The sequence below is a fragment of the Ochrobactrum sp. EDr1-4 genome (assembly GCF_049199085.1).
Lineage (GTDB): Bacteria > Pseudomonadota > Alphaproteobacteria > Rhizobiales > Rhizobiaceae > Brucella.
In genome coordinates, this window is the sequence record NZ_JBLZOF010000002.1 from 973,762 (window position 1) to 994,433 (window position 20,672).

The window sequence follows — 20,672 nt, forward strand, 5'->3', positions numbered from 1 at the left end:
ATGAATATTGCGATCATAGGCACGGGCTTCGTTGCTGATTATTACATGACCACATTGCGCAATTACCCGCAGTTAAAGCTGCTTGGCGCTTTTGATCGCTCGGCAGAACGGCTGAAGGTATTTGCTGCGCATTACAAGGTGCGCGCCTATGAGAGCTTTGAGGCAGTGTTGGCCGATAACGACGTGCAGATAGTCCTCAATCTGACGACGCCGGAAAATCATTATGCGATTTCGCGTGCGGCACTTGAGGCTGGAAAACATGTCTATTCAGAAAAGCCGCTGGCAATGGATTACAATGATGCCAAGGCACTCGTTGAATTCGCAGCTTCCAAAGGTCTGACGCTTGCCGCAGCTCCCGCTAATGGCTTAAGCGACGCACAGAAGCTGGTTTCAAGCTCAATCAGCGAGATCGGCACCCCGCGTCTGGTCTATGCTGAAATGGAAGATGGTCCGGTTTTTCGCGATAAATGGGCGACATGGCGCTCACAATCAGGTGCACCATGGCCGGGTCTGCATGAGTTTGAGATTGGCTGCACGCTGGAACATGCGGGTTATGCGCTCTCATGGCTGGTGTCGCTGTTTGGCCCGGTTGAAAGCGTAACAGCGTTCTCCTCAATTACCTTCCAGAACAAGGGTCCAGGCACTGAGCATCTGCATATGGCCCCGGATTTTTCGGTGGGTTGCCTGCGTTTCAAATCTGGCCTTGTGGCGCGTCTAACGTCCGGCCTTGCAATGCCAAAGGATCGTAGTCTGACCATCGTTGCCGACAAGGGTTCTATCACGGTCGATGATCTTTGGGATAATCGTTCCGCAGTCCGGCTTGAATCAACAGAGCGAAAGCGTTCTATCCTGTCGCGCATCTTCGGACGGTTGGAAGCGAAGCTTGGCAAGACATTGCCGTGGAAACCGGCCGTTGGCAGCAAGCTGGCTTATCCAAAAGCTGATGCATTAACCCTGCCATCATTCCCGTCGCAGATCGATTTCATGCGCGGCGTGGCGGATCAGGCGCACGCGATTGAAACGGAAGCTACGGCGTTCTTCTCCGGTGCTGTGGCTTTGCACATCACAGAAGTCGCCCTTGCGCTCAACAATGCCGGAGAAAATGCAGCACCCTATAAGGTTCAGAGCACCTTCTAATTTGGCTTTTGCGCAAGCACAGTGCTGACGATGTTGGCCACTTCAGCGCTGTGTTCTAGTGGCATGATTGGGCTTGAAATCTCGTCGCGTTTGAGCGCATCACGCACGGCTTGCGCCTGAAACTGCAAGCCATTGCCAGAAAATGGATGATGCTCAACAGTTCTGCCGGGAAGGGGCAGGCGGTTAAGCACCTTTCCAATCAGTCCGCCCGGGCCTTTCGGGCCAAGAGCAGAATGCAGCACTTTTGCGGAAAAGAACGTAAGACGCTGTGCTTTGAGAAACGGTGCGTGGATGAGGATCGCGCCGTCTGTTCCTTCAATTAGCATCTGATTTTTGCCGTCGTGATCAAAACCGCATGAAAGCTGAGCTTCGGCGTTTGCATAGCTCAGCGTGATTTCGGTCCGCATATCGACGCCGCTTTTTGCTTTCGTCCAGCGTCCGCTCACAGCATCAGGCAGGCCCAGAAAACTGAGCGCGAGTGATACCGGATAGACACCGAGATCAAAAGCTGCTCCGCCACCTAGTGCCTGGTTAAAAAAACGGCTTTGCGGGTCTTCTTCACGGAAATAGGAGAGGTCGGCTTCAATGCGTTTAACTGTGCCGATCCGCCCGGCCTTGATATGCTCGCGGGTGGCGGTAATTGCCGGAAGAAACCGGCTCCACATGGCCTCCATTGCAAAGACGTTGTGCGCTTTACTGGCGGCAGCAATCGCATTGGCCCCATCTGCATCAAGCGTCAGCGGCTTTTCTGTGAGACATGCTTTGCCAGCAGCAATGGCCTGTAGCGTTTGCGGCACATGCATTGCGTTTGGCGTGGCAATATAGACGGCATCGAAATCGGGGCTTCTGAGAAATGCCGCGGCATCATCAAACGCGTGATCTGCGCCGATTTTGTTTTTGAACTCTACGGCACTCTCGAGCGAACGCGAGCAAACGGCGGTTACGCGCATTTCATAGCTTGCTCGAATATCGGCAGCGAAGGCGTGTGCAATTGTGCCTGTTCCCCAGATGCCCCAGCGAAAACTCTTGCCGTCGTATTTGCTCGTCATGGCTTGCCGCCGCCCCTTCGCGATACCCTTGTCATTTCTGTGTTGTATATCGCATGATATGCGCGATTACGACGGGCTTTGCCAGCCGCCTGCATCTTCATGGGATCAAGGTAAAAATATGAGTGGAATTGTTGTAGCTGTTGCGCGTGACGCTAAGCATCGCTTCTCAAAACAGCTCGTTTCGGAGATCAGCATTGTGGCGGGAGAGGGTGTTGAAGGTGATGCGCATAAGGGCGTTACGGTCAAGCATCGCTCGCGCGTGAGGGCTGATCCAACGCAACCCAATCTGCGTCAGGTTCATCTTATTCAGGCCGAGCTATTCGATGAATTGGTTGGCAAAGGTTTCGACATTTCACCGGCGCAATTGGGTGAAAACATCACGACTCGCGGCATTGATCTGCTGGCATTGCCAAAATCTGCGATTCTCAAAATCGGTAATGATGTGGTGCTCGAAATCACTGGGCTGCGCAATCCTTGTTCGCAGATTGAGAAATATGAGAAGGGCCTCTTAAACGCTGTGCTCGATAAAACCGAAAACGGTGAGTTGATACGAAAATCAGGCGTGATGTCGATCGTCCTTGCGGGTGGAAACGTGCAAGCCGGCAATACTATCGAGATTGAACTGCCACCGCTTCCACATGAGAAACTGGAACGTGTCTGATCATTTAAATCGGTTAGTTTTTTAGAAAAAGCCCTATCAAATTTGCGTCATATGCCCTAGATCATCCCAGAATAGGATAAAGACTGGCGCTATATAGTGCGATAGCAACAGCTACGACAGTCCAATCTGTCGGCTCTCTATTTATGTATGACGAGCCAGATGGCTGTGTTTCAAAAGGGCAGAAAATGGAAAAAGCAGATATCGGAATGGTCGGCCTTGGCGTTATGGGTTCGAACCTTGCGCTGAACATCGCCGAGAAGGGCTACACGGTAGCCGTCTATGACCGCGACGAGCCCGTCCTGAAAGCATTCATCGAAAAAGCGGGCGCGCTGCGTGACAAGATCATCCCTTGCGCCACTTTTGAAGAACTGGCCGACAATATCCGCAAGCCACGCCCGATCATTTTCCTGATCAAGGCTGGCGCGCCGGTCGATGCCGAAACCACCCGCCTTAAGGCATATCTCGAAGCTGGCGACATCATGATCGATGCCGGTAACTCTGACTATCGTGACACGATGCGTCGTCTGAAGGCGCTCGGCCCGAACGATCCAACCTTTGTTGGTATGGGTGTATCGGGTGGCGCAGAAGGCGCTCGCCATGGCCCGTCAATGATGGTTGGCGGCACAGAAGAAGCCTATGAGCGTATTGCGCCGATCCTTTTGGCTGCTGCTGCAAAGTATAAGGGTGAGTCCTGCTGTGCGCTGGTTGGCCCTGATGGTGCAGGCCATTTCGTGAAAACCGTTCACAACGGCATCGAATATGCTGATATGCAGATGATCGCCGAAATCTACGGCATCCTGCGTGACGGTCTTGGCCTTTCGGCGCCTGCAATTGGTGATGTGTTTGAAAAGTGGAATGCCGGTCCACTCAATTCATACCTCATTGAAATCACTGCGAAGGTTTTGAAAGCCACTGATCCAGAAACCGGCAAGGCGATGGTCGATATGATCCTCGATCAGGCAGGTCAGAAGGGTACAGGCCGCTGGTCGGCGATTGAAGCACAGATGCTCGGCGTTCCGGCTACTGGCATTGAAGCTGCGGTTGACGCGCGTTCAATCTCGTCGTTGAAAGCGGAACGTGAAGCTGCTGAAAAGGCTTATAAGCCTGCACCACGCACGCTGGATATTGCGGATCAGGCTCAGTTCCTTGCTGATCTTGAGCAGGGTTTGCTGGCTGGTAAGATCGTTGCTTATGCACAGGGCTTTGCCGTTCTGGCAGCAGCATCCAAGGAACACGACTGGAACATTCCGCTTGCAACCACTGCCCGTATCTGGCGCGAAGGCTGCATCATTCGTTCGCTGTTCCTTGATGATATTGCACAGGCCTTTGAAGGTCAGGAAATTGAAAACCTTCTGCTGGTTCCTGCCTTTGTTGAACGCATGGGCAAGGCATCGAAGGGGCTTCGCAAGATCGTTGCACAGTCAGCACTTGCTGGTCTGCCACTTCCGGCATTGGGTTCGGCACTGAGCTACTTCGACAGCTTCACGCAGTCGCAGGGTACGGCCAATGTTATTCAAGGTCAGCGCGATTTCTTCGGGTCGCATGGCTTTAAGCGCATCGATAAGGAAGGCGACTTCCACGGCCCTTGGAACTGAGATATTTCGGCCCTGATTTGCTGCGAATAGCGTCTTTCTGCGAGCCGGTGCTCACGTACTTTATGTACGCTGTGCTCCGGTTCTCGAAAGCCACAATTTTCGGCTCATCAGAACCAAAATCTCGACCGTGTCTCGCTTGTATTTAATATAAAAAAAGCCGCCCAAATGGGCGGCTTTTTTGTTTTTCTTTGAGCTTAGTCGGCCAAAACGAGCAAATCATGCGCCGCGAAATGCACCGTCACTTTGTCGCCGCGTTGTGGCGGGGTGAGTGCGGGATCATTGAAGGTGTCGAATGACAATTTGTTCTTGCCAAGCGCGACGCGTGTACGAATGACCGAGCCTAAGAAATGCACGTCTTCGATGGTGGCATCGAGTGCAGTGTCGTGGCTCTTGCGTGCTTCCATGCTGACTGCTTCCGGACGCAAAGCGAGTGTGATTGCCTTGCCCTTCGGATGGTGGCCGAGTTCGTCGTTCACCTTGATCGTGCGGCCATCAAGTTCGATGCTGTTCTGGCTCGGTTCACTCACCGATGCTTCGAGCATGTTGAGTGTGCCGACGAAGGAAGCAACGAAGCGCGATGCAGGTCGGTTGTAAATATCGAATGGTGTGCCGATCTGATCAGCACGCCCTTCATGCATGACGACGATACGATCGGAGATCGACAGTGCTTCTTCCTGATCATGCGTCACGAATACGGTGGTGATTCCTAGCTTCTGCTGGATCGCACGGATTTCCTGGCGTAGCGAGATACGGATTTTTGCATCGAGCGCTGAAAGTGGTTCATCGAGCAAAAGCACTTGCGGCTTGGTTGCCAGCGCACGTGCTAGTGCCACACGCTGCTGCTGACCACCGGACATCTGATAAGGATAGCGGTCTGCAAGATGTTCGAGCCGGATCAGGCCGAGCATTTCTTTGACCGTCGCGTCGATTTCAGCTTTCGGTTTGCCCGAAACGCGAAGACCAAAAGCCACGTTTTGCGCAACGGTCATGTTTGGAAAAAGCGCATAGGCCTGAAACACCATGCCGATATTGCGCTGGTTTGGCTTGAGATCAACAACGTCTTTACCGTCGATTTCGATTGCGCCCTGATCGGCACTTTCAAAGCCAGCGATCATGCGCAGAACGGTTGTCTTGCCGCAGCCCGATGGGCCGAGGAAGGAAACGAACTCACCTTTTTCGACGGCGAGATTGAAATCGTGGACGACGGTAGTAGCGCCGAAGCTCTTTTTCAGGTGCTTGAGATTGAGAAAAGCCATGAATGTTACCCGGCGGTTGTCTTGAATTTATTGAGGCGCGAAACGAGCTGCAACATGATGATGCTAAGCCACGTAATGCCGAATGAGATAATCGCCAACGCTGATGGTTCATAAGCGCGGTTTGCGCCAACCAACTGGAGATAAGGACCAAAGGCCGGGCGATTGAGAAGTGAAGCCAGCGTAAATTCGCCAATCACGATAGCAAAGGTGATGAATGCACCGCTCATGACACCCGAAATCACATTCGGGAAAATCACTTTAAACATGATGCGTCCCCAGCCAGCGCCAAGGCTCTGCGCTGCTTCGGTGAGCGTGCGAACATCAATCGTGCGCATGGCGGTATCAACAGCACGATACATGTATGGTAGCGACAATGTCATATAGCCGAACATCAAAAGCAGATCGGTAGCGCGTGTCGATGCGGTAAACGGAAGCCATGACGACGAGTTATAAATGCGCAGATAACCGAACACGATAACAATGGCCGGAATAACCAGCGGCATCAGCGTGATGAACTCGATCAGCGGACGCAGATGCGGCAGACGCAGACGCACCCAATAAGCCGTTGGCACCACCAGCAGCACACCAAAGATGATGGTCAGAATGCCGAGTATGATCGAATAGCTGAAAGTTGCCTGAAAGTTCGGGTCACTGAACACCACCCGATAGGCATCGAAGGAATATTCGCCACGACGCATGCGCAGCGAAAATTCAAACGTCCCAATCAGCGGAACGAGGAAGTAGATCGCGCCAATCAGAAAGGCGATCCATGCCCCAATTTTTTGGGGATTAAAGGCCTTTTTCATCGTTGCCACCTTTCGGCACGCATACGCAGCCAGATGTAAAGAAGATTGGAAAGGCCTGTGATCACGATCATGCCAAGCGCCAGCGCGTAGCCAAGATTCTGGTTATGCAGAACATCGCCGCGGATCTGGGCAAAGAGCAGGATTGGAACGATGTTGAGCGAAGAGCCGGTCAGTGCATAAGCAGTCGCGATAGCGCCAAAGGAGTTTGCAAACAAAAGCAGTGTCGTTCCGAGCAGGCTGGGCCAGAGAATCGGAAACGCGATCATCCGCCAATATTGCAGATTGGTAGCGCCTAAGATCGATGAAGCTTCACGCCATTCTTTCTTTAGACCATCGAGCGCTGGCGTGAGAATCAACACCATGAGCGGAATCTGGAAGAACAAGTAGGTGATGGTCAAACCAAAGAAGCTCAACAGGTTAAAACCTGTCGAATAAAGATTGAAACCGAACCAGTCGCGCAACAGGATAGTGACGAAGCCGGTACGGCCAAGGGTCGCGAGAAACGCGAAGGCCAGCGGAACGCCAGCGAAATTTGATGCAACGCCAGAGAAAGTCAGAACTGTTGGGCGCAGCCAGCGCGGCAGATTGCCAAGCACCACGGCCCAAGCCAGAAAGAAGCCAATAAATGCGCCACCAAGCGCAGATGCGAGGCTGACTTTGATCGAAATCCAATAGGCACTCATGATCTGAGGCTGGAAAAGATCCTGAACGTTATTGAGTGTGAAATTGCCGTCCGGGTCCTGAAATGCACCAACGATGAGATACATCGTCGGCCATAGCAGGAAGAGAATTGCGAACAGGAAAAAGGGCGCAACGCCGATATATGAAAGCGGCAGTTGGCGCTTACGCACCGGCTTGAAGGGTGCGTCTGTATCGGCTGTTGAACTCATATGCTCTTTCTTTAACCGTTCTGCAAACACTGTGACGACCATTGCTGGTCGTCACAGGTCTTAAACAGGGCGAGCCAGAGCGTAATTTCTTAAACTTGAAGCAGTTTAATATAAATTACGCCCTGTTTTTAGCGTGTTAGAGCGATCTTTGTGCGCCCAAGAGGGCGCACGGCGCTCTAAAATCGCTTACTGAACGTTTGCGCCAACAACGCTATCCCAGTTCTTGGTGATTTCTTCCTGAGCGGTTTCAATCTGTTCAAGAGTTGGGAAGATAGCCTTTTCATAGGCATCTGCTGGTGGCAGCTTGTCGAGCATTTCCTGTGGGATCTTGCCAGCCTTAGCCATCGCGTTGAAGCGGATTGGGTGGCAATAGCCCTTCAGGTAGCCAAGCTGGCCTTCGTCCGAGTAAAGATGTTCCATCCAGAGCTTAGCAGCGTTTGGATGTGGTGCGTAAGCGCTGATTGCCTGAACGTAAACGCCAGCAACAACACCAGTCTTTGGAATAACGGTTTCGATTTCCGGATTGCCCTTGAGCGTATCACGGTCGGCGAGCGCGTTATAATCCCAACGAATGACGATAGGGGTCGAGCCCTGTGCCAGCGAAGCGGCCTTGCCGATAACTGGAACGAAGTTGCCCTTGGCGCTGAGTTCCTTGAAGAATTCAAGGCCCTTCTTGCCAGCTTCGGCACCTGGTTCTGCACCACGTGCGATACCAGCAGCGTGAACGCCGAGGATTGCCTGTGCGGAAACGCGCGGATCACCAGCGAGAGCAACCGAGTTTGCATAATCGCTCTTGAGCAGGTCTTCCCAATCCTGTGGGACGTCCTTCACAATGTCCTTGTTCACTTCGAAACCAAGAACGCCGTAATAATCGCCGTACCAGTAACCTTCTGGGTCTTTCGCGCTATCTGGAATTTCGTCCCAGGTTGCGACTTTGTAAGGCTGGATCAGGCCGTCTTTCTTTGCAGTCGTGCCGAAAGCAAAGCCGACGTCGATAACGTCAGGAGCCTGTGGGCCCTTATTGTCTTTGTTTGCCTTGATGGCTTCGATTTCGTCGCCCGAACCCGCATCTGGGTTCAGTTCGTTGACCTTCAGGCCATACTTGTCTTTGAAGCTCTTGATGATGTCGCCATAGCCGCACCAGTCGTGTGGCAGCGCGATTGTGGTCAGTTCGCCTTCGGCTTTAGCAGCGGCGATAAGTTCAGCTGATGGTTCAGCGGCAGCGATCGAAACCCCACCGACAGCGATTGCGGTCGAAAGCGACAGCAGACGCGCAGTAAATGCAAGCATTGTTAAACTCCCCTGTTAAGTCGGGCGAACGCTCCCGGTCGATTCCAGTGTTCGCGCACTCCCGATAGCCGCCCTAGATGACGGTTGGATGACAGTTTGTCGATTGTCACAAATTATCAACGACCGAAAGTGAAACACGTTTTCAGGGACTTAGCAATTGACCCTAACGGATGAACTGCATTTTTATGACAATAAATGTGACAGAGGTTTCGTCATTGTCACATTTTGAAAAGAAGCTTTTCTCAAAACGACAGGCTTTAGCCTGCACGCGGCATGGCGCGGGCAGAGTGCTTTCAAACGAAAATTTATGAACGGTGAGCGAAGCGAAGCCGGTTTCGTATGAAACCGGCTTCAGTTATTTAAAAGGGGGCTAGTGACCGCCACCACCGCCACCAGCTGCCTGCTTTGGCTTGCGCAGCATGATTGCGCAAACGGCCAGCGAGCAGAACATCATCGTGAGGATGAAGAACACATCGATGAATGACATCAGCGTTGCTTGCTGGCGCACCATGCCCGACATTTTGGAAATGGCAATTGTCGCACCATCAAGACCGGCGGCGTTATATTTGGCCGTCAGATTGGCAAGCATCTGCTCTGCTTCCGCATTGCCCCAACGCACGTGTTCGGCCAGACGCTCGTAATGCATATCACTGCGGCGCGTGAGAATCGTATTGATGACCGCCAGACCAACCGCACCACCAAGGTTACGCGTCAGATTGAACAGACCGGATGCGTTTTTCATCAGGGCAGGGGGCAGGGTTCCAAGTGCGAGATTGTTGATCGGCACCATACAAAGCATCAGCGAACAGCCGCGCAGAATCTGCGGGATCAGAAGTTCATAGAAGTCCCAGTCGGCGGTCAGGCCCGTAACCATCCATGTACCAGCCGCAAATCCCAAAAAGCCGATCATCATCATCAAGCGTGGGTCCATGCGGTTTGACAAGAAACCGGCAAGGGGGGCTGTGAAGAACATGGCGAGGCCGCTGACAAACAGCGCTTCACCAATCATCAGCGCGTCGTAGCCACGTATCTGACTGAGATAGAGCGGATAGAGATAGGTGAGGCCATAAAGACCGACGCCCATCACAAAGGAAAACAGTGAGCCAAAGGCAAAATTGACGTTTTTAAACGCTCGCAAATCCACGATGGGTTCTTCGGCAGTGAATGCGCGGTAGAAGAACATGATGCCGCCGACAGTCATAACGCCGGTCAGAATGAAGATCGCTTCATCCTGAAGCCAGTCATTGCGAGGGCCTTCTTCAAGCACGTATTCCATGGAGCCAAGGAATGCGGCCATGCCAGCAAGTCCCCACCAGTCGAACTTGCTCAAAAGCGAGCGGTCGCCTTCGTCAAAGTCGATAAGGTTCCACGCGGCGATAGTCACCAGAATGCCGGGGCCAACATTGACGAGGAATAGCCAGTGCCACGAAAAAGCGTGGCTGAGATAGCCGCCAATCGTCGGTCCGATTGTCGGTGCAAGCGTTGCAACAAGGCCGATCATCGGAGAGACGATAGAGCGCTTGGATGGCGGAAAGATCGTAAAGGCTGCCGCAAACACGCTTGGAATCATACCGCCGCCGATGAAGCCCTGAATGGCGCGGTAGACGATCATCTGATCGATATTGGTCGCCGTTGCGCAGAGCATCGATGCAAGTGTAAAGCCTGCGGCTGATACGGTGAACAACACGCGCGTCGAGACAAGTCGGCCCAGGAAACCTGAGAGCGGAATCATGATGACTTCGGCAATCAGATAGGACGTTTGCACCCACGAAATTTCATCGGAACTGGCACTAAGGCCCGCCTGAATTTCAGACAGCGATGCAGAAACAATCTGGATGTCCAGAATTGCCATGAACATGCCAAACACCATCGCAAGAAAAGCAATCGCTTTCTTGGGATCAATGCGATCATCTGCCGGAGCCATTGGCCCCATCGTGGTGTTTGCAGCCATGAAGGCGCACTCCGAAAAGGAAAAAGGATGGTGGCGCGAAGCTTAAAACCGCGCCACTGCATTGTTTTTATAAAGGCTGCTCAGTGCCTTACTCGGCCTTGTCCGCTGGCGCTGTGCGTGTGTCGACTTCGACAGTAACGCTCAGACCTGCGCGGATTTTGCCGGAATCAAGTGCTTCTTGGGGAATCGTAATGCGAACTGGAACGCGCTGAACAATCTTGGTGAAGTTGCCGGTCGCGTTTTCTGGTGGAAGCAGTGAGAACACCGCACCCGACGCCGGTGCAACTGATGCAACCTTGCCTTCAATGTAAGGACCGTCGACGGCATCAACATAGATACGTACGGTTTCACCGGTCTTAATGTGGCCGAGCTGCGTTTCCTTGAAGTTTGCATCAATATAGAGCGCATTCACTGGAACAAGTGCTGCAATTTTCTGGCCTGCTGAAACAAGATCGCCCTTCTTGCCCGAAAGATTACCGACGACACCGTCAAACGGTGCGCGCAATGTTGTGAAATCAAGATCGCGTGCAGCCTTATCGCGTGCAAGCTCTAGCGAACGAACGCCGCTTTCCGATTCTTTATACTGTGCGTTTAAAACGTCGATATTGGCATTGGCCGATGCAATTTGTGCCTTTGATCCGGCGAGCTTCGCCTTGGCTTGATCAAGTGCCGACTGCGCATTGTCGAGTTCTGACTGTGCCGAAAAGCGCGTGTCATGCAGCTTCTGGATGCGGACCATTGTGCTTTCAGCGTTCTTTAGAACTGCCTGTGATGCCTGCTCATCTGCCTGTGTCTGTTCAAGCGCTGCCTTGGATGCATCGATTTGCGCAGTAATGCGGTTCAGCGTCTGCTGCTGGGTTGCAAGCTTTGCTTCGGCTTCATCAAGCGCGATCTTGTAGTCGCCTGAATCGAGCTGGAAGATAACATCGCCCGCTTTGATCTGTTGATTGGCGACAACCGGGATGTTTTCGATATAGCCAGTGACCTTTGGTGCGATAGAAGCGATATCGCCCTGCACATAAGCATCATCGGTCGAAACCATGAAGCGACCGACCGTCCACCAGTCGTAGCCATACCAAAGTCCGCCCGCGACAGCGACGATCAAAAGCCCTGGAAGCATCACGCGCTTGCCGAAGCCTTTTTTGTTGCCGCCTTTTGCGGGTGCGGAAGGAGCGTTGGGCGCAGATGTGTCCGGTGTTGCCTGCGGAGCGGGACGTTCGCTCAACGGCTCAGCATTCACGCGGGCTTGCTCACCCTGTGGTACTGACGTCGGGAATGGTCGAATATCAGCTGTATCAACAGACTTGGGGGCGGACATGAGACAAACTTTCTGTATAACCGCTTCAACGAACCGCTTGGTTCGATGTTGACTTAGAGCAATAACTTGCCCATATCAAGTCTCATCGAACCGTTTGGTTCGAGAAAATTTAAGAGTCTTGTACAATGAATCGTGAATGCCGCATAGAACAGACCGCATCAATGGTTAGCGAAAGCACTACGGTGGAAACTGTCGGTAGTTCGGATGCTGAATGCGGTCGTGCGCGTCTTGGAGCGGGTCAAGACCCTGCAAAGCGTCAGCAAATTCTCGAAGGTGCGCAAGATGTGTTCCTGCGAATGGGTTTCGATGCTGCAAGCATGAACGACATTACGCGTGAAGCTGGCGTCTCAAAGGGTACAATTTACGTTTACTTTAATAGTAAAGAGGATCTGTTTGTCGCGCTTTGTGAGCATTATCGACACACAATGTTTAGTGGCTTGATCGACAAGCTGGAACGTGGGTTCTCCACACGCAGTGAACTGGTGGAATTTGGTATTGCCCTTGTTACGCTTATCACGTCATCAACGGCAGTACGGGCGCAACGCATTATCATCGGGGTGAGCGAACGCAAACCGGAACTCGCCGCACGTTTTTATGAGCGAGGCCCAAAACGCACGCTGCTCGTTATGGCCGAATATATGGAAAAAATGGTTAAGGACGGAGAACTCGAGCCTGTAGATGCTATGGAGAAAGCTTATCAGCTGACTGATTTGTTTTTGGCTGGCCTGTACAGGCCGCGCCTTTTTGGTGCGCTATCCGAACCGCCATCGCATGAGGCGATTGTTCGAAACGTTGAATCAGCCGTTGATTTTTTCTTCAAGGCTTTCGGACGTAAATCGTAAGTCCCAAATCCTTCGCTGTTTAAAAATGGAACACTGCAGTTCACTTCCAATCACAATTGGGTATTTTTTTGTAATAATTGCCAGTTTTTGGCGCAATATCCATATTTTTCCACAAAGTTAGTGCACATCGTTTCTTGCAGTAAAGATATTGCGAGTTGATTTAAGACGTATTTTTTATGTGACTGATGAGGAATTGACGTACTTGAAGCATCGATTCTCAAAATAATGTTCAATTTTGTGCGTCCATTTTGGACATTTTATTACCAGGGATATTAGCCAATGACTTTAGACTTGATACATTTTCCTAACTTTAAAAAGACCTTCTTTGGACTATCTTTCCAGTCCGAAACGCTTAGCCTTCTTCAGCGGATTCGTGATGAGATAGGTTGCCGCCACATCATTCACACCTTCCGGGGGCGTATTGGTGATAATTCAAAAGCATCGCCGGATGATTTGACTGTTGTCATGACGGTTCCGACCAATTGGTCAACACGATATTCAGCGAAGAATTATTTTCTTATCGATCCTGTTTTTCAGGAGGATGCACCGTATTTTCGCAGCGATTCAAGTGGCGTTGTTCGGAACCTTGATGATGACGCAAAACAGTGCCCGGCTGTTATGGAGTTTTTGCAGGACGCTGAAAAGCACGGCCTTGGTAATCTTTATATTGGTGTCTCAGCGCGTAGCCAAAAAGGCATAGCAGGCTGTACGGTCTTCAGCTTTGATGTGACAGACGAAAGCCACGAAAATTTCGTGGAGCGTATGCGACCACGCCTTCTGAGTGTTTCAGGCATTATTCACAATGGTTTATGCGGCGGAAAAGATGCGAACTCTGCTTCTGGCCTGCTGACACCACGTGAAGTTGATTGCTTGCGCTGGGCAGCAAGTGGAAAAACCGACGGAGAAATTGCAGAGATTCTCAGCATCGCCCGCTGGACAGTCGTAACATATCTGCAAAATGCCAAGATAAAGCTGAATTGCTCTAACAGAACGTCAGCTGTTGCAACGGCACTCTCACTTGGCATTATTGATATGCCTGAGGTTCAACACCTGTTTATGTAATGTCTAATGAGCACTTATAAAAAGGCGGATGAATATTCGCTTTTTTATAAGTTGATTAAGAGCGTGCCACGCTCATTAGCATTCACAGCGCTCGATCTAACTCTGTGCTTTTAGGTATTTCGTTATCGGAAAACCGGTTCCCACTTTTCCGCGACATGCTTCAGTGCGTGCCGCATTTCTCACACAAACCACGCAATTCCAGCGTCGTTTTCCGCGATTTGAAACCGCTCTGCACGCTCCATGCACTGACAAGGTTTTCGATCGCTGAATCGGAGAACTCTGTCACCTGTCCGCACTGCTCGCAAATTGCAAAAGCAATGAGGCCATGCTCATGGCATTGCGGATGCGCGCAGGCAACGAAAGCGTTGAGGCTTTCGAGACGGTGAATCATCCCGTAATCCAATAGCTTTTCCAATGCACGATACACCTGCAACGGTGCGCGGAAACCATCATCGCGTAGCTGATCAAGGATCGTATAGGCGCTGAGCGGGCCATCCGCTTTGGACAGCACATCAAAAACCAGCGACTGGTTGCGCGTCAGATCGTGCGATATGTGCGTATGGGCATGGTTATGATCGGTGTGATTGCTCATTGTCCAGCGGTCCGTTTCGGTGAAGCCTGTCTCTTATGTAGTGGTAAGAGGCTTAAAATGAAAATAGCAAGTGCAGCAACGACAATTGATGGGCCGGAAGGCGTGTCAAACTCCACCGAACCATAAAGCCCGCCAATCACGCCAAGTGCGCCGATGACGGATGCCATAATGGCCATTTGCTCCGGTGTCGATGCGAAGCGCCGTGCGGTCGCGGCAGGAATAATAAGAAGCGATGTAATCAACAGGATACCGACGATCTTCATCGAAATCGCGATTACGATTGCCAACAAGAGCATAAAGATGATGCGTGACAGGGCCGGGTTAAGGCCCTCAGCACGTGCAATATCTTCGCTCAGTGTTGCGGCAAGCAGTGGCCGCCAAAGCCATGCAAGCACTGCTAGAACCAGAATGCCACCGCCATAGATAAAAGCTATATCCAGTCGGGATACAGCCAGTAGGTCACCAAACAAGAACGATAGCAGGTCAACACGCACCCATGTCATAAAGGCGACGATGACCAGTCCAAGCGACAGGGTTGCGTGGGACAGGATGCCCAGAAGGGAATCTGCCGAAAGCGAATGTCGCTTTTGAAGCAGAAGCAGGATTGCCGAGATCGCGACTGATACTGCAAAAACCCCTATCATCAGATTGATGTCGAGGATTAGCGCCAAAGCCACACCCAGCAGCGCCGAATGTGCCATCGTGTCGCCGAAATAGGCCATACGCCGCCACACAATGAAACAGCCGAGCGGACCTGTGGTCAGTGCGAGGCCAACACCAGCAATGAGAGCGCGTATGAAAAAATCGTCAAGCATGGGGCTTATCTCCCTCATGGTGGTGATGGTGCTCATCCTCATGATGATGACCGTCATCAGAGTGGCAATGATCTGTCACGCTGCCATCGGCATGCATGACGCGCCCATCTGGCAAATGCGTATGGTCGTGATCATGTTCATAAATGGCGAGTTGACCAACTGCACGACTTCCGAACAGGCGCGCGTATTCAGGGCTTGTCGTCACATCGCGCGGTGTGCCACTGCAACAGACATGACCATTGAGACAAATAACGCGGTCGGTTGCAGCCATCACCAGATGCAGATCATGCGAAATCAATAACACGCCGCAGCCGGTATCGTCGCGCAGCTTTGCGATCAGCTCATAAAGTGCAGCTTCACCGGAAAAATCCACGCCCTGCACGGGTTCATCAAGCACCATAATATCTGGTTTGCGGGCGAGGGCACGCGCCATCAGCGCACGCTGAAACTCGCCGCCAGACAGATTGGCAATTTCAGCCTTGAGAAGATGGGTGATTCCAACAGCGTTAAGCGCATGGAGAATATCGGCTTTGGAAAGCGGTGCGGTTAACGTCATAAGGCGTTCAACAGACAGCGGCATGGTCCGGTCGATATTGATCTTCTGCGGTACATAACCGATGCGCAGGCCTTTGAGATGGTGGATTTCGCCTTCATCGGGCTTCAGAATACGAAGTGCCATTTTAGCCGTCGTACTTTTTCCCGCACCATTGGGACCAATGAGCGTGACAATTTCGCCGCGATGAATCGTCAGGTCGACATTGCGCACCAGCCAGCGGCCATCACGGAAAACGCCGGCACCTTTTAATTCTATCAGTGGCTCCCGCGTGGCATTTGCGGGGAGGGCGGTCTTATGGGCCATGTAAAATGAGCTTTCGCTGCCTTTTTGAGAGCGTGTGCCGGTTTATCTGCCGATAAAAAGCTGCTCCCGAAATTCTTGTCTCAAGATGTGTGAACGATATGCCGATTCGCGATCATTTGCGTCTGACGCTTTCGTGCTGTGAACAATTCTCCAAAAAGAGGTTGTGTCTCCTTATTGCAGACGTTATAGCATAACGCAAACGATGTAATAAAATAACATATCACTTACATATGTTGTTTCGCTTCAACGGACGTTCAAGAGAGATTTTGAGAAAGCTATCATGAAACACCTAAAATCCCTGCTTTTAGCATCTGCCTTTATGACGGTTCTGAGCGGTGCGGCTTTTGCCGCCGAGCGTGAAGGCGTTGTTGTGTCGATAAAGCCGTTGCATTCGCTGGTTTCTGCGGTGATGCAGGGCGTGGGCGAGCCGAAGTTGATTGTGCAGGGTGCGGGATCGGAACACTCTTATAATCTTAAGCCTTCTGATGCGAAGGCGATTGAGGGTGCAAAAGTTATCTTCTGGGCGGGGCCTTCGATGGAAACATTCCTCGATAAGCCAATCGATACATTGGGCGAAGGTGCAAAAGTGGTTGCGCTTGGTGAGGCAGATGGTCTGACGAAGCTGAAATTCCGCGAAGGTGGACCATTTGAGGCACACGATCACGGACATGAAGGCCATGATCATGGTGCTGAAGCGCATTCACATGACAGCCATGATCACAAACACGATGACGGACATGACCACAAGCATGCTCACGCTGATGAATCCGATGAAGCGGGACACGATCACCACCATGGCGAGTTTGATCTGCATTTCTGGCTAGATCCGCAGAATGGCAAAGTGCTGGTTGGCAATATTGCCAAGGTTCTAAGTGAGAACGATCCGGAACATGCCGCGCAATACGAAAAGAATGCTGCTGATTATGCCGACAAGTTGGATGCGCTGAATAAAGATATTGAAACAGAACTTCAGCCTGTCAAAGACAAGCCGTTCATTGTCTTCCACGATGCCTACCAGTATTTCGAAAACCGCTTCGGCGTTAAGGCTGCGGGATCGATTACGGTCAGCCCCGAAAAGGCACCAGGTGCAGGTCGCATTAAGGACATTCACGAGAAAATCAAATCGCTGGGCGCAGTTTGCGTTTTCTCAGAGCCACAGTTTGAGCCAAAGCTGGTTAATACAGTCATCGATGGAACAGATGCAAAGACTGGCGTTCTCGATCCGCTTGGTGCGGAATTGAAGGACGGCCCGGATCTTTACCCGCAGCTTATTCGCAATCTGGCCGACTCCCTTAAGAATTGTTTGTCGAAGTAGCACTGGTCACACCTTCATTCCGGGACCCCACCCGGAAGTGACCAGTTGTTGTGCCGGGCCGTCTTAAATGATGGTCCGGCATAATTGATCAGTGAAAGCTGATTAAACCATTAAGGAACTTATCTTGAGTTCATTCCATGGGGCGCATCGAGTTTGGTTCGATTGCTGAATATCATGCTTAAAGGTGGCTTTGCCGCCTCTTTTTAGCCCAATATATGTAATGATATAACATTAAAATAGCCAGCAATGCTGCAAGTGCAGCTGATCTTACAAACGCCAGCGAAGGATTTGTCATGAAAAGGCTTCCCGTCACTGTTCTGTCCGGCTTTCTCGGTGCCGGTAAAACAACACTTCTCAATCATGTTCTCAATAATCGTGAGAACCGCCGCGTTGCGGTAATCGTCAACGATATGAGCGAAATCAATATTGATGCAGCATTGGTCCGTGAGGGTGGGGCCGACCTGTCGCGCACTGAAGAACAGCTTGTTGAAATGACCAATGGCTGCATTTGCTGCACTTTGCGCGATGATCTCCTCAAAGAAGTGGCGCAACTCGCTGCACAAGACCGTTTTGATTATCTTTTGATCGAATCGACCGGCATATCTGAGCCTCTGCCGGTCGCTGCGACATTTGAATTTCGCGATGAGAAGGGCGAAAGCCTGTCTGATCTCGCGCGTCTTGATACGATGGTGACCGTCGTTGATGCTGCCAATCTGTTGAAAGATTATTCTTCCAATGATTTTTTGCGTGATCGTGGGGAGTCGCTTGGCGATGAGGATGAGCGCACGCTGGTCGATCTGCTGGTCGAACAGATCGAATTTGCTGACGTTGTGATACTCAACAAGGTTTCGACGGCTTCCACAGAAGAACTCGACCTTGCGCGTAAGGTGATCCGTTCGCTTAATCCTGATGCCCGGATTGAAGAAGTCGATTTCGGTCAGGCTACGCTTGATGCGATTTTGAACACAAAACGCTTCGACTTCAATCGTGCCCATGAGCATCCCCTTTGGTATAAGGAACTCTACGGTTTCCACGATCACGTGTCGGAAACTGAAGAATATGGCGTTCGCTCATTCGTCTATCGGGCGCGACGCCCGTTTGATCCAGCACGGTTCCAGACCTTTATTGATAAGAGCTGGCCGGGTGTTGTCCGCGCTAAAGGCTTTTTCTGGCTGGCAACACGTCCTGATTATGTCGGCGAACTGAGCCAAGCGGGCGCATTGGTGCGCACAAACAAGCGCGGGCGCTGGTGGTCGGCAGTACCACGCAGTTACTGGCCTCAAGAACCCGAATGGCATCGTGCAATGCAAGACTATCTCGATTCAGAATGGGGTGATCGTCGGCAGGAAATTGTCTTCATCGGCGTTGATCCGATGGATAAGGCGTCGATTATTGCTGAGCTTGATAGCTGTTTGGTGACAGAAGAAGTGTTCAAGCCGGAAAGCTGGCTTGGGCTAAACGATCCTTTTCCGAGCTGGTCTGTCGCGGCTTAAAGCTTACTCAGCCGACAGTATGGCAAGTTCAGAAGCCCTACTGTCGGCAAGTGTGCGGTGATCGAGGACATTGGCGATTGCCTCACGCACGTCGAGCATCATGTGACGAACTTCGCATTCCGTTTCGTCGCAGTCGTCACATGGCTGATAATCAGTCTTGCTGGCACAGGCGATTGGAGCCAGTGCGCCATCCAGTGCGCGGATAATATTGCCAATGTGAATTTCATTGGCTGGACGCGCCAGACAAAACCCGCCACCTTTGCCTTTGCGACTGAGCACAAAGCCTGCATTGCGCAGTTCGGTGAATATATTATCGAGAAATTTGCGCGGAATATGATGACGCTCAGCGATCTCACTTGCTGAAACCAGATGACCATCAGACACACCGGCAAGATGCACCATGGCTTTCAGGCCGTATTTGCCTTTTTTTGTTAGCATGGCATCCCTGCTGTCATATCCGTCTGATAATTCAAACCCTGTTTCTCTCTTTTAAAAGAATTAGGCAGGAAAGCAGGGCGGGACAAGTTACCTTCGCGTCGCATGTGATGACGCAGAGAGAATTTTTGTTTCAAACCGAGCTGTCTTGCAGGGCCAATGCGAGTGCGCCTTGCAAGCTGTCGCCCTGCGCGGGAACGTAAAATTCCTTATAGGGCAGAGAATCCAGCGAGGCATATGAATGCGCCAGCCCGCCTGTGATGCTGAACCGTCTCAACTTCTCTACGCCCAAAGCACGCAGATTCCGCTCGATCATCAGGCATGCATCCGAAAGAAGCTGCGAACCCAGCAAATCGCCTTTCTTCGCAAACTGAAAGATCATTGGTGCAAAGGCAGCGTAATCTGCGGCAGTTGCCGATCTCGAAAACTGGGTGATTTTGCGCGCATCATTGCTGAACTTGTCCATTACAGCATTGGTCAAAGCTGTCCCGCTAACGATTCCGTCGTGAGCAAGCAATGTTTGTTCAAGCAGATCACGGCCAAGACGCGCGCCGCCTGCATGATCGCTGAGCATGAAGCCACGCCCACCTATAACCTCGACGCTATCTCCTGTTCTCTTCGCAAATGCTGAGCCGGTGCCAAGAATAACAATAGCGCCGTCGCCATTGCCGAGTGCGCCTTGAAGGGCCGTTACAGTATCCGAAACGATTCTGCTCCTTGCGAACGGCAGCTCTTTATAAGCGTTATCACGGCAAGCAATGGAGTTTGCTCCGGCCAGTCCGAGTACGGCGCTACTCGTTGCATATATAGAAGAGTGCAATCCCGCGTCGAGCCGGGCCTGTTCGGAGGCTTCCGTAATATTAATAATGGCATTGGGCGTATCGGCACCGATATTCGCGGGACCGGATGTGCCTTTTCCGAGGATGGCGCCATTTTTGTCAGCGAGTATTGCGCGAGATCCTGTTCCGCCGCCGTCTATTGCGAAGAAATAATTCATTGATTGTCATTTCACTGTCGTAAAAATTGGAATCAGGCGGTGATAGTGGTTGAGTTTTGGTTAAAAAGGACCATATTGCCTGTGGAAAGAAAGTTTGCGATTTTTTGTGAAAGTTCGTTGACAGTTTCGGGAAGTAGGGTCTATATGGCTTCCAACGAGGGCGGCGACGCTGCTAGCGGCAGGTTGCCTCGTCCTTGTAGTTCAGCGAGAGCGATTGACAGAGATGTTGAGAGTGGTTAGTTGGGCGGCATTGGTAAGATGGAAGTCTTGTTGATGTGTTGAGGAAGGAACGGTTTGTAAGGCTGTGAA

The 20,672-nt window shown here is 51.6% G+C and carries 19 protein-coding genes; 7 read left to right on the top strand and 12 right to left on the bottom strand.

The window, feature by feature from the left end:
- The gene (locus ACOZHT_RS10835; protein WP_339513427.1) at positions 1-1,137 is read left to right on the top strand and encodes a Gfo/Idh/MocA family oxidoreductase; all 1,137 of its coding nucleotides are present in this window, start codon (positions 1-3) and stop codon (positions 1,135-1,137) included.
- On the opposite strand, the gene ACOZHT_RS10840 is transcribed toward ACOZHT_RS10835, so the two are convergent.
- Positions 1,134-2,186, bottom strand: a complete 1,053-nt coding sequence (locus tag ACOZHT_RS10840; RefSeq protein ID WP_339513429.1) for a Gfo/Idh/MocA family oxidoreductase — start codon at positions 2,184-2,186, stop codon at positions 1,134-1,136. The two genes, ACOZHT_RS10835 and ACOZHT_RS10840, sit on opposite strands and share 4 nt — an antisense overlap.
- Before the next feature lie 118 nt (positions 2,187-2,304).
- On the opposite strand from ACOZHT_RS10840, the gene ACOZHT_RS10845 reads away from it, so the two are divergent.
- The gene (locus ACOZHT_RS10845) at positions 2,305-2,847 is read left to right on the top strand and encodes an MOSC domain-containing protein (protein WP_339513431.1); all 543 of its coding nucleotides are present in this window, start codon (positions 2,305-2,307) and stop codon (positions 2,845-2,847) included.
- 185 nt (positions 2,848-3,032) lie between these two features.
- Entirely contained in the window at positions 3,033-4,442 is a 1,410-nt protein-coding gene (gene gndA / locus ACOZHT_RS10850; RefSeq protein ID WP_339513433.1) for an NADP-dependent phosphogluconate dehydrogenase, read from the top strand.
- Between the two features lie 194 nt (positions 4,443-4,636).
- On the opposite strand, the gene ACOZHT_RS10855 is transcribed toward gndA, so the two are convergent.
- The 6 genes from ACOZHT_RS10855 to ACOZHT_RS10880 form a co-directional block, all read right to left on the bottom strand.
- A complete protein-coding gene (locus tag ACOZHT_RS10855; RefSeq protein WP_421565681.1) occupies positions 4,637-5,698 on the bottom strand; it encodes an ABC transporter ATP-binding protein in 1,062 nt (353 codons plus the stop codon).
- A 5-nt stretch (positions 5,699-5,703) separates the two neighbouring features.
- Positions 5,704-6,504 carry an ABC transporter permease gene (locus ACOZHT_RS10860; protein WP_339513437.1) on the bottom strand — a complete coding sequence of 267 codons (801 nt, stop codon included), beginning with the start codon at positions 6,502-6,504 and terminating at the stop codon, positions 5,704-5,706.
- Entirely contained in the window at positions 6,501-7,394 is an 894-nt protein-coding gene (locus ACOZHT_RS10865) for an ABC transporter permease (protein ID WP_421565682.1), read from the bottom strand. The genes ACOZHT_RS10860 and ACOZHT_RS10865 overlap by 4 nt, the downstream gene beginning before the upstream one ends.
- A gap of 186 nt (positions 7,395-7,580) precedes the next feature.
- Positions 7,581-8,684, bottom strand: a complete 1,104-nt coding sequence (locus ACOZHT_RS10870; protein ID WP_339513441.1) for an ABC transporter substrate-binding protein — start codon at positions 8,682-8,684, stop codon at positions 7,581-7,583.
- Between the two features lie 370 nt (positions 8,685-9,054).
- Complete coding sequence (locus ACOZHT_RS10875) at positions 9,055-10,635, bottom strand: DHA2 family efflux MFS transporter permease subunit (protein WP_339513443.1); 1,581 nt, start codon at positions 10,633-10,635, stop codon at positions 9,055-9,057.
- A gap of 88 nt (positions 10,636-10,723) precedes the next feature.
- On the bottom strand, positions 10,724-11,953 hold the full coding sequence (locus ACOZHT_RS10880; RefSeq protein ID WP_421565683.1) for an HlyD family secretion protein: 1,230 nt from the start codon (positions 11,951-11,953) through the stop codon (positions 10,724-10,726).
- A gap of 161 nt (positions 11,954-12,114) precedes the next feature.
- On the opposite strand from ACOZHT_RS10880, the gene ACOZHT_RS10885 reads away from it, so the two are divergent.
- Together ACOZHT_RS10885 and ACOZHT_RS10890 are read left to right on the top strand one after the other, a co-directional pair.
- Positions 12,115-12,795, top strand: coding sequence for a TetR/AcrR family transcriptional regulator (locus tag ACOZHT_RS10885; RefSeq protein WP_339513472.1), 681 nt, complete (start codon positions 12,115-12,117; stop codon positions 12,793-12,795).
- 279 nt (positions 12,796-13,074) lie between these two features.
- The gene (locus ACOZHT_RS10890; RefSeq protein WP_421565684.1) at positions 13,075-13,857 is read left to right on the top strand and encodes a helix-turn-helix transcriptional regulator; all 783 of its coding nucleotides are present in this window, start codon (positions 13,075-13,077) and stop codon (positions 13,855-13,857) included.
- 160 nt (positions 13,858-14,017) lie between these two features.
- On the opposite strand, the gene ACOZHT_RS10895 is transcribed toward ACOZHT_RS10890, so the two are convergent.
- From ACOZHT_RS10895 to ACOZHT_RS10905, 3 genes are read right to left on the bottom strand one after another with little or no spacing between them, the layout of a single operon-like run.
- On the bottom strand, positions 14,018-14,449 hold the full coding sequence (locus tag ACOZHT_RS10895) for a Fur family transcriptional regulator (RefSeq protein WP_339513449.1): 432 nt from the start codon (positions 14,447-14,449) through the stop codon (positions 14,018-14,020).
- The gene (znuB, locus tag ACOZHT_RS10900) at positions 14,446-15,306 is read right to left on the bottom strand and encodes a zinc ABC transporter permease subunit ZnuB (protein WP_421565685.1); all 861 of its coding nucleotides are present in this window, start codon (positions 15,304-15,306) and stop codon (positions 14,446-14,448) included. The genes ACOZHT_RS10895 and znuB overlap by 4 nt, the downstream gene beginning before the upstream one ends.
- The gene (locus ACOZHT_RS10905; RefSeq protein ID WP_421565686.1) at positions 15,257-16,123 is read right to left on the bottom strand and encodes an ATP-binding cassette domain-containing protein; all 867 of its coding nucleotides are present in this window, start codon (positions 16,121-16,123) and stop codon (positions 15,257-15,259) included. The genes znuB and ACOZHT_RS10905 overlap by 50 nt, the downstream gene beginning before the upstream one ends.
- Before the next feature lie 280 nt (positions 16,124-16,403).
- Between ACOZHT_RS10905 and znuA the strand changes: the two genes are divergently transcribed.
- Together znuA and zigA are read left to right on the top strand one after the other, a co-directional pair.
- Entirely contained in the window at positions 16,404-17,438 is a 1,035-nt protein-coding gene (znuA, locus tag ACOZHT_RS10910) for a zinc ABC transporter substrate-binding protein ZnuA (RefSeq protein WP_339513453.1), read from the top strand.
- Positions 17,439-17,731: 293 nt separating this feature from the next.
- On the top strand, positions 17,732-18,931 hold the full coding sequence (gene zigA / locus ACOZHT_RS10915; RefSeq protein WP_339513455.1) for a zinc metallochaperone GTPase ZigA: 1,200 nt from the start codon (positions 17,732-17,734) through the stop codon (positions 18,929-18,931).
- 3 nt (positions 18,932-18,934) lie between these two features.
- On the opposite strand, the gene ACOZHT_RS10920 is transcribed toward zigA, so the two are convergent.
- Positions 18,935-19,369: an RrF2 family transcriptional regulator gene (locus tag ACOZHT_RS10920; RefSeq protein WP_250041678.1), complete on the bottom strand. Its 435-nt coding sequence runs from the start codon at positions 19,367-19,369 to the stop codon at positions 18,935-18,937.
- Between the two features lie 130 nt (positions 19,370-19,499).
- Complete coding sequence (locus ACOZHT_RS10925; protein WP_339513458.1) at positions 19,500-20,363, bottom strand: BadF/BadG/BcrA/BcrD ATPase family protein; 864 nt, start codon at positions 20,361-20,363, stop codon at positions 19,500-19,502.
- Between the last annotated feature and the right edge of the window lie 309 nt (positions 20,364-20,672).

Excerpts from the sequence above, each read along its gene's own strand:
- ACOZHT_RS10835 (WP_339513427.1), top strand. The coding sequence starts at position 1 with ATGAATATTGCGATCATAGGCACGGGCTTCGTTGCTGATTATTACATG.
- ACOZHT_RS10840 (WP_339513429.1), bottom strand. The coding sequence starts at position 2,186 with ATGACGAGCAAATACGACGGCAAGAGTTTTCGCTGGGGCATCTGGGGA.
- ACOZHT_RS10845 (WP_339513431.1), top strand. The coding sequence starts at position 2,305 with ATGAGTGGAATTGTTGTAGCTGTTGCGCGTGACGCTAAGCATCGCTTC.
- gndA (WP_339513433.1), top strand. The coding sequence starts at position 3,033 with ATGGAAAAAGCAGATATCGGAATGGTCGGCCTTGGCGTTATGGGTTCG.
- ACOZHT_RS10855 (WP_421565681.1), bottom strand. The coding sequence starts at position 5,698 with ATGGCTTTTCTCAATCTCAAGCACCTGAAAAAGAGCTTCGGCGCTACT.
- ACOZHT_RS10860 (WP_339513437.1), bottom strand. The coding sequence starts at position 6,504 with ATGAAAAAGGCCTTTAATCCCCAAAAAATTGGGGCATGGATCGCCTTT.
- ACOZHT_RS10865 (WP_421565682.1), bottom strand. The coding sequence starts at position 7,394 with ATGAGTTCAACAGCCGATACAGACGCACCCTTCAAGCCGGTGCGTAAG.
- ACOZHT_RS10870 (WP_339513441.1), bottom strand. The coding sequence starts at position 8,684 with ATGCTTGCATTTACTGCGCGTCTGCTGTCGCTTTCGACCGCAATCGCT.
- ACOZHT_RS10875 (WP_339513443.1), bottom strand. The coding sequence starts at position 10,635 with ATGGCTGCAAACACCACGATGGGGCCAATGGCTCCGGCAGATGATCGC.
- ACOZHT_RS10880 (WP_421565683.1), bottom strand. The coding sequence starts at position 11,953 with ATGTCCGCCCCCAAGTCTGTTGATACAGCTGATATTCGACCATTCCCG.
- ACOZHT_RS10885 (WP_339513472.1), top strand. The coding sequence starts at position 12,115 with ATGGTTAGCGAAAGCACTACGGTGGAAACTGTCGGTAGTTCGGATGCT.
- ACOZHT_RS10890 (WP_421565684.1), top strand. The coding sequence starts at position 13,075 with ATGACTTTAGACTTGATACATTTTCCTAACTTTAAAAAGACCTTCTTT.
- ACOZHT_RS10895 (WP_339513449.1), bottom strand. The coding sequence starts at position 14,449 with ATGAGCAATCACACCGATCATAACCATGCCCATACGCACATATCGCAC.
- znuB (WP_421565685.1), bottom strand. The coding sequence starts at position 15,306 with ATGAGGATGAGCACCATCACCACCATGAGGGAGATAAGCCCCATGCTT.
- ACOZHT_RS10905 (WP_421565686.1), bottom strand. The coding sequence starts at position 16,123 with ATGGCCCATAAGACCGCCCTCCCCGCAAATGCCACGCGGGAGCCACTG.
- znuA (WP_339513453.1), top strand. The coding sequence starts at position 16,404 with ATGAAACACCTAAAATCCCTGCTTTTAGCATCTGCCTTTATGACGGTT.
- zigA (WP_339513455.1), top strand. The coding sequence starts at position 17,732 with ATGAAAAGGCTTCCCGTCACTGTTCTGTCCGGCTTTCTCGGTGCCGGT.
- ACOZHT_RS10920 (WP_250041678.1), bottom strand. The coding sequence starts at position 19,369 with ATGCTAACAAAAAAAGGCAAATACGGCCTGAAAGCCATGGTGCATCTT.
- ACOZHT_RS10925 (WP_339513458.1), bottom strand. The coding sequence starts at position 20,363 with ATGAATTATTTCTTCGCAATAGACGGCGGCGGAACAGGATCTCGCGCA.